Annotated in this window: 6 protein-coding genes; 5 read left to right on the forward strand and 1 reads right to left on the reverse strand. The window is 70.4% G+C overall.

The features are described from left to right. Positions 1 to 45 precede the first annotated feature (45 nt). From HUN59_RS02975 to HUN59_RS02995, 5 genes are all read left to right on the forward strand, one after another. Positions 46 to 345: a DUF3263 domain-containing protein gene (locus tag HUN59_RS02975; RefSeq protein ID WP_241490058.1), complete on the forward strand. Its 300-nt coding sequence runs from the start codon at positions 46 to 48 to the stop codon at positions 343 to 345. Then, the gene (locus HUN59_RS02980) at positions 342 to 938 is read left to right on the forward strand and encodes a LytR C-terminal domain-containing protein (protein WP_144804041.1); all 597 of its coding nucleotides are present in this window, start codon (positions 342 to 344) and stop codon (positions 936 to 938) included. Before HUN59_RS02975 ends, HUN59_RS02980 begins: the two co-directional genes overlap by 4 nt. 192 nt (positions 939 to 1,130) lie before the next feature. Beyond that, a complete protein-coding gene (locus HUN59_RS02985) occupies positions 1,131 to 1,334 on the forward strand; it encodes a cold-shock protein (protein WP_058740472.1) in 204 nt (67 codons plus the stop codon). Positions 1,335 to 1,587: 253 nt separating this feature from the next. Further along, positions 1,588 to 3,207, forward strand: coding sequence for a chaperonin GroEL (gene groL / locus HUN59_RS02990; protein WP_058740471.1), 1,620 nt, complete (start codon positions 1,588 to 1,590; stop codon positions 3,205 to 3,207). A 260-nt stretch (positions 3,208 to 3,467) separates the two neighbouring features. Further along, a complete protein-coding gene (locus tag HUN59_RS02995) occupies positions 3,468 to 4,373 on the forward strand; it encodes a hypothetical protein (RefSeq protein WP_174777448.1) in 906 nt (301 codons plus the stop codon). 100 nt (positions 4,374 to 4,473) lie between these two features. Here HUN59_RS02995 and HUN59_RS03000 read toward each other — a convergent pair whose 3' ends face one another. Further along, the gene (locus HUN59_RS03000; RefSeq protein ID WP_058740469.1) at positions 4,474 to 6,162 is read right to left on the reverse strand and encodes a sensor histidine kinase; all 1,689 of its coding nucleotides are present in this window, start codon (positions 6,160 to 6,162) and stop codon (positions 4,474 to 4,476) included. Positions 6,163 to 6,217: the final 55 nt, after the last annotated feature.

A 6,217-nucleotide genomic window follows, 5' to 3' on the forward strand; every position in this document is an offset into this window, starting at 1 on the left:
CCTACGATGTGCGAGACCCGTTACCCGACCGTGACCGGAAGTGCCGTGACCACCATCCCCGCCGACGAGCTCAGCGAGCTCGACAAGCACGTGCTCGCCTTCGAGCACGAGCGGGCGCGGCACGACCGCACGAAGGAAGCGGAGATCCGGGTCGAGTTCGACATGTCGCCGGCGCGCTACTACCAGGTGCTGAACCGCGTGATCGACCTGCCGGCGGCGCTCGCGTACGACCCGCAGCTCGTGACGCGACTGCAGCGGCTCCGGCACGCCCGCACCCGTGCCCGCGCGACGCGCTCCTTCGTCGCCCCCGGCACGACGACCGATCCCCGTGAAGAGGAACGATGACCCAGAGATTCCCGCGAGACCGGTTCGACGACGTCACCGACGGCCCCCGGGTCGGGGCGCACCGCGGTGCCCGGCGTCGTGGCCGCGGCTGGATCGCGTTCGCCTGGGCGGCGCTCGCCACCGGGGTGCTCGTGCTCATCGGGGTGCTCGTGCTCGCGCTCCTCAACGGCAGCTACTCGTTCCCGGGGTCGACGTCCTCGCCGGCTCCGTCGTCGTCCGCGTCCGCCTCGGCGCCGGCGACCGGTGAGCCCTCGGGCGAAGCGACCCCGTCGCCGTCCGAGACCCAGGCGCCGACGGCCGCGACCCCCGCCGAGCAGGGTGCCACGAGCGTCGTCGTCCTGAACGGCACCTCGACCACCGGGCTCGCGGCGAAGGGCTCGACCGCGCTGCGGAACGCCGGCTGGCAGGTCCGCTCGACCGGGGACGCCGGGACGACCGGCACCACCGCGACGATCGTGTACTACCAGCAGGAGTCGCAGGCAGCCGTGGCGCAGGGCGTCGCGCAGGCGCTCGGGGTCTCCGCGGTGCAGCAGTCGGCGGCGTTCCCGAACGCCGACGTGACCGTGGTGCTCGGCGCGGACTACGCCGGCTGACACGCTCCCCGCGCCGGGTTCGTTACAGCGGTGTTTCCGGGACGTTGAATTCTGACGGAATCGGCGTGAAAGGGCGTCACAACCCTTGCCACGCCGCGCTTGTTCGGTCAGAGTCATCGCCAGACGACGGCCTGTCGTCCGCACCAACGACGACCCGTCGTCTGCACCAGCACCACCAGGGAGCAAGAGATCATGGCCAACGGAACCGTGAAGTGGTTCAACGCCGAGAAGGGCTTCGGCTTCATCACCGTCGATGGAGGGGGCCAGGACGTGTTCGTGCACTACTCGGCGATCGACATGTCGGGCTACAAGGTCCTCGAGGAGGGCCAGGCGGTGACGTTCGACGTCGGCACCGGCGCGAAGGGGCCGCAGGCCGAGTCGGTCCGCCCCGCCTGAACCGCGACACCCGGAACGCGCCGTCCCCTCGGGGGCGGCGCGTTCGTCGTCCCGGGTGTCCGTCGTGCCGGGCGCGGCCGTGCGGTGCCGGGCGCGACCGCGTCGTGTCGGTGCGTGTCCTGGGAAGACGACCCGTGCCTCCCGGCTGTGTTGCACTCGACCTCGTCGAGTGCCAGAATCGGCGTTGGCACTCGCTCACGCTGAGTGCCAGCACGACCCCCATGACGACGTCCGGGAGGGACGAGAAACTCACATGGCTAAGATCATTGCTTTCGACGAGGAGGCCCGTCGCGGCCTCGAGCGCGGCCTGAACACCCTGGCCGACGCCGTGAAGGTGACGCTCGGCCCGCGCGGCCGCAACGTCGTCCTCGAGAAGAAGTGGGGCGCCCCCACGATCACGAACGACGGTGTCTCCATCGCCAAGGAGATCGAGCTCGACGACCCGTACGAGAAGATCGGTGCGGAGCTCGTCAAGGAGGTCGCGAAGAAGACCGACGACGTCGCCGGTGACGGCACGACGACCGCGACCGTCCTCGCCCAGGCGCTCGTCCGCGAGGGCCTCCGCAACGTCGCCGCCGGTGCCGACCCCGTGTCGCTCAAGCGCGGCATCGAGAAGGCCGTCGCCGCCGTCTCCGACCAGCTCCTCGCCAACGCGAAGGACATCGAGACCAAGGACCAGATCGCCGCGACCGCGTCGATCTCGGCCGCTGACTCCACCATCGGCGAGCTCATCGCCGAGGCGATCGACAAGGTCGGCAAGGAAGGCGTCGTCACCGTCGAGGAGTCGAACACCTTCGGCACCGAGCTCGAGCTGACCGAGGGCATGCGCTTCGACAAGGGCTACCTGTCGCAGTACTTCGTCACGGACCCGGAGCGCCAGGAGGCCGTCTTCGAGGACCCGTACATCCTCATCGTCAACTCGAAGATCTCCAACATCAAGGACCTGCTCCCGGTCGTCGACAAGGTGATCCAGGCGGGCAAGCAGCTCCTCATCATCGCCGAGGACGTCGACGGCGAAGCCCTCGCGACCCTCGTCGTGAACAAGATCCGCGGCATCTTCAAGTCCGTCGCCGTCAAGGCCCCGGGCTTCGGCGACCGTCGCAAGGCCATGCTGCAGGACATCGCGATCCTCACCGGCGGCCAGGTCATCTCGGAAGAGGTCGGCCTCAAGCTCGAGAACGCGACCCTCGACCTGCTCGGCAAGGCCCGCAAGGTCATCATCACCAAGGACGAGACGACCATCGTCGAGGGTGCTGGCGACGAGGACCAGATCGCCGGCCGCGTCAAGCAGATCCGCGGCGAGATCGAGGCGACCGACTCCGACTACGACCGCGAGAAGCTCCAGGAGCGTCTCGCGAAGCTCGCCGGTGGCGTCGCCGTCATCAAGGCGGGTGCCGCGACCGAGGTCGAGCTCAAGGAGCGCAAGCACCGCATCGAGGACGCCGTCCGCAACGCGAAGGCCGCTGTCGAAGAGGGCATCGTCGCCGGTGGTGGCGTCGCCCTCATCCAGGCGTCCGTCGCGCTCGACTCGCTCTCCCTCGAGGGTGACGAGGCGACCGGTGCGAACATCGTCCGCGTCGCGATCGACGCACCGCTCAAGCAGATCGCGCTGAACGCCGGTCTCGAGCCGGGCGTCGTCGCCGCCAAGGTCCGCGAGCTCGAGTCGGGTCACGGCCTCAACGCCGCGACCGGTGAGTACGTCGACCTCGTCGCCGCGGGCATCATCGACCCGGCCAAGGTCACGCGCTCGGCGCTGCAGAACGCTGCATCGATCGCCGGTCTGTTCCTCACGACCGAGGCCGTCGTCGCCGACAAGCCCGAGAAGGCCCCGGCCATGCCGGCCGGTGACCCCACGGGTGGCATGGACTTCTAAAGAGTCCTGACGGAAGGGCTCCGCACGCTGCGCGTGCGGGGCCCTTCCGCGTGCGGGGGGGGTGCCGCCGAGCGGGCCACTTCTGTCGCGGTGGACGTCGCGGGTCGACCGGTTCTGCCCAGTCCGCGTTCTGCACGCGGCATGTCTTGCCCGCTCGCGGCGGGCGCATGGCTTCGCACAGGAGGCCCGTCCTCCGTCGTTCTCCACAGTCACGGCTCCGCGGGGCTGGTTGTGTCAGTGCACGGCCCATGATCGTCGGCATGTCGAAGCCCCGCTCGCTCCCGGTCCCGTTCGGCCAGACCGTGTTCACCGTCGCGGACGCGCTCCGAGCGGGCATCGGCAAGGAGCGGTTGCGGCGCACCGACCTCGTCGTCCCGGTCCACGGCGTCCGCGCTCCCGCGGGAGCCGAGGTCGGGCAGGTCGAAGCGTTGTCGGTCGTGCTACGCGACGGCCAGCGCTTCAGCCACACCACCGCGGCGGGCATCTGGGGCGCGCCGCTCCCTCGCGGCGCCGGCATCGACGACGTCGTCCACGTCTCGTCCGACGGCACGGTCGCCATGCGCCGCCGTGGGGTGGTCGGCCATCGGCTGCCGACGTCGGACGTGCGCGACACCCCGCTGGGCCGGGCCAGTAGCCCGGCGCAGAGCTGGTTCGAGTGCGCTGACCTCCTCTCCGCCGCGGATCTCGTCGTGCTCGGCGACCACATGGTGCGTCGCGATCATGCCCTGGCCACGCCCGACGACCTCGCCGCGTCGATCGTGCCCGGGGCCCGCGGCGTCCGGACCGCGCGCGCAGCGCTCGAGCGCATCCGCGTCGGTGCGGAGTCGGCGATGGAGACGCGGCTCCGGCTCGGGGTGGTCGATGCCGGCTTCCCGGAGCCGGAGCTGAACGTCGACGTCCTCGACGCCGCCGGAACGTTCCTCGGCCGCGTCGACATGGCGTGGCCCGAGTACCGCATCGCGCTGGAGTACGACGGCGACCACCACCGCGATCAGGACACCTGGCGCCGAGACCAGCGTCGCAGCAACGGCTTCACCGTCAACGGGTGGCTCGTCATCCACGCGACCGCGGTCGACGTCGCACGTCCGGCGGTGCTGTTCGAGCGGCTCCGCCGTGCCTTCGCCGATCGAGCGGGCAGGACACGCCGCACGCGATCCGCCGGCTGAGCGATTCCGGTCGGGCGACGGCGACGAGAGGCCCACATGTGGCACGCTCGGCGGGGCGGGCTCGGCGGGGCGAGGCGCGCGGGCCGCGCCGGCGGTGGTGTCAGGCGGCGGGCGTCGGGGTGTAGTCGCGGGGGAGCAGGGGGAGCCAGACGCGGAAGGTGGCGCCGCCGCCCTCGGTGTCGAAGACCTCGACCGACCCGTGGTGCGCCTGCACGATGCCGGAGACGATCGCCAGGCCGAGCCCCGAACCGCCGGTGTCCCGGGCCCGCGAGGTGTCCGCACGCCAGAAGCGCTGAAAGATCTTGTCGCGGAGCTGCGGCGGGATGCCCTCGCCGTGGTCGATCACGTCGATGTGGGCCATCCCGCGCTCGTCGTCCACGCCGATGCCGATCTCGATCGGGTCGTCGTGCTCGGTGAAGCGCATCGCGTTGCCCATCAGGTTCGTGACGACCTGGCGGATCTTGTTCTCCTCCGCCAGCACGATCGGCGGGCGGGCCGGCAGCACGATCGTCGGCAGCGGGGTGGTCTCGTCGGTGGGCACGCCGCCCTCGACGCCCATCGCCCGCGTCCGACGGGCACGCAGCCGCGCGATGGTCTGCCGCGAGAACGCGATCGGCCCGGTGGTGTTCGCCGACGGGGGTGAACCGGGCACCTCGCCGGTGTCGCCCTTCGCCAGGGTCGGTCGCACGGGCTGCGCGACGCTCACCCCGGTGACGGAGTCCTCGACGAGCACCTGGATCTCGCGGTCCGGGTTCGACGCCATCGTGTCGAGGGCGGAGTCGCGGGCGATCGCGACGAGGTCGACCGGTCCGAGCTCCAGCGGCTTCGACTCGTCGATGCGCGCGAGCTGCAGCAGGTCCTGCACGAGCAGGCCCATCCGCTGCGCTTCCTTCTCGATGCGCTCCATGGCCTGCGCCACGTCCTCCTCCTTGCGGAGGGCACCCATCCGGTACAGCTCGGCGTACCCGCGCAGGGACACGAGCGGCGTCCGGAGCTCGTGCGAGGCGTCACCGACGAAGCGGCGCATCTGGTCGATCGTGCGCTCGCGGTCCTCGAACGCCGAGTCGATCCGCTCGAGCATCGCGTTGAGCGAGCGGTTGAGGCGGCCGACCTCGGTGTTCGGGGTGTCCGCCTCGAGACGCTGGTTGAAGTCGCCGGCGGCGAAGCGGGCGGCGGTGTCCTCGACGTCGCGGAGCGGGTCGAAGGTGGCCGTGACGAGGAGCCGGGTGAGCATCGCGCCGAGCAGGATCACCGAGATGCCGAAGCCCAGGAAGATGACCGTGAAGCGGGCGATGGTCTGGTCGGTGTCCGCGCTCGACACCGCGACGAGCACGTAGCCGGTCTCCGAGGTGCCGCTCGACTGGTTCTGCAGCGACGCCGGGATGATCTGCGCACGCCACTCGTGGTTGTGCTGGCTGTCGTACAGCGAGAAGCGCTGCGAGCTCTGCGCGGCTGCCGAGAAGTCGAGCGAGCGGATGTCCGGCCGGCTCGACGCCTTCGTCTGGCAGATCTGGTCGCCGCGGGAGTCGTAAGCCGCGACGTAGGCGCTCTGCGACAGGACGACGGACAGCTTGCAGTACTGCTCGCCGTCGCTGATGTTCTGGCCCTCGAGCTGCTCCGTCGTCTGCTTGACGTTGTTGTCGAGCTGCGACATCAGGTACGTCGACAGCACCGTCATGGTGCCGAGTCCGGCGACGAGGAGCCCGAGCGCGACGAGCAGCACCGTGATCCCGGTGATCTTCGTGCGGAGGGAGATCCCGTCCCACCAGCGGCTCATTCGCGTGTGCATGCTGTCCCGAGGATAAGCGGCGGGCGTCCGGTGGAACCGCTGTCTCTTATACACA

The sequence above is a fragment of the Curtobacterium sp. Csp2 genome (assembly GCF_013347165.1).